Origin of the sequence: Actinomyces sp. MRS3W (assembly GCF_032465695.1) — a bacterium.
GTDB lineage: Bacteria > Actinomycetota > Actinomycetes > Actinomycetales > Actinomycetaceae > Actinomyces.
Genome location: NZ_JAWDJJ010000149.1, coordinates 1 through 1,477 on the forward strand (window position 1 = coordinate 1; position 1,477 = coordinate 1,477).

Genomic DNA, 1,477 nt, shown 5'->3' on the forward strand with positions numbered 1-1,477 from the left:
GCCCGTTACCTTGTTTGTGGTCGCGGGAGTAGCCTCGCGGCTGGGCCAGCGGCGGCCGGCATGATGTCTTGCCCCTGTCTATCCAATGATCCGGGGGGTGTTGTCACCGGCTGCCGTGAGGCGTGCTGGTGACCGCTGATAAGGGGAACGGACCGAGGCTGTTGGCCTTGGAGTCCTTTCGTAACGTGGGTGCGGGGCCATGCCGCCAAGGGCTGGCCCCCGTACACACGAAACGAGGGAGCACCCGTCATGCAGGTCGATGACATCGACGTCTTCATCGGGATCGACGTCGGCAAGAGCGAGCACTGGGCCACAGCCCTGAACACCGCTGGGAAGAAGCTCTTCGACAAGGCCCTGCCCAACAGCGAGGACAAGCTGCGCGAGATCTACCAACAGCTCAGCGACCACGGCCAGCTGCTGGTGGTCGTCGACCAACCCGCGACTATCGGGGCCCTGGCGGTGGCGGTGGCTCAGGCCATGGGCATCATGGTGGGCTACCTGCCGGGCCTGTCCATGCGCAGGATCGCTGACCTGACCCCGGGCAACGCCAAAACCGACGCCAAGGACGCGGCGGTGATCGCCGAGGCGGCCCGCACCATGCCCCACACCCTGCGAGCCATCAACACCAGTGACGAGGACGCGGCATCCTTGTCGATGTTGACTGGTTTCGACCTGGACCTGGCCCGGCAGGTTAATCAGACCTCCAACCGGATCCGCGGCCTGTACACCCAGATCCACCCCGCCCTGGAGGCCGCCCTAGGGCCGTGGCTGGAGCACGACAGCGTGCTGGAGGTGATCGCCACCTGGCCCACCCCATCACAGCTGCGCAAGGCCGGGCGGGCGCGGATTGACGCCAAACTCAAAGCCAAAGGCGCCCGCCGCCACGCCGCCTGGGCAAAGGCCATCACCGACGCCCTAGAACAACAGACCGTCACCGTCGCCGGCACCGACGCCGCGGGTGTCGTCCTACCGCACCTGGCACGCCAACTCATCGCCCTGCACACGCAGAGAGCGGATGTCGCCGCCCAAGTCGAGCACCTGGTGGAGGCCCACCCTCTTTACCCGGTCCTGACCTCCATGCCCGGGGTGGGAGTCAGGACCGCCGCCACCTTCCTGGCCGAGACCCTCGGCCGCACCTTCGACACCGGGGCTCACCTGGCCTCCTACGCCGGCCTGACCCCGGTCACCCGGCGGTCCGGGTCCTCCATACGCGGCGAGTACGTCAGCCATGGCGGTAACAAGCGCCTCAAAAGAGCCATGTTCCTGTCCGCATTCGCCTCCCTGCGCTCCGACCCAGCCAGCCGCGCCTACTACGAACGCAAACGCGCTCAGGGCAAACGCCACAACCAGGCTGTTCTCGCCCTCGCCCACAGGCGCATCCTCACCCTATACGCCATGATCCGAGACGGCGCCCTCTACGACCCACCAGCCCAGCAACTACCCGCCGCCGCTTGACACACCACATAGGGGCACCCCC

At 67.0% G+C, this 1,477-nt stretch carries 1 protein-coding gene; it reads left to right on the forward strand.

Going from position 1 to position 1,477, the window contains the following annotated elements; genetic code table 11:
* Positions 1–249 precede the first annotated feature (249 nt).
* On the forward strand, positions 250–1,455 hold the full coding sequence (locus RWX45_RS05425; RefSeq protein ID WP_316022747.1) for an IS110 family transposase: 1,206 nt from the start codon (positions 250–252) through the stop codon (positions 1,453–1,455).
* Positions 1,456–1,477: the final 22 nt, after the last annotated feature.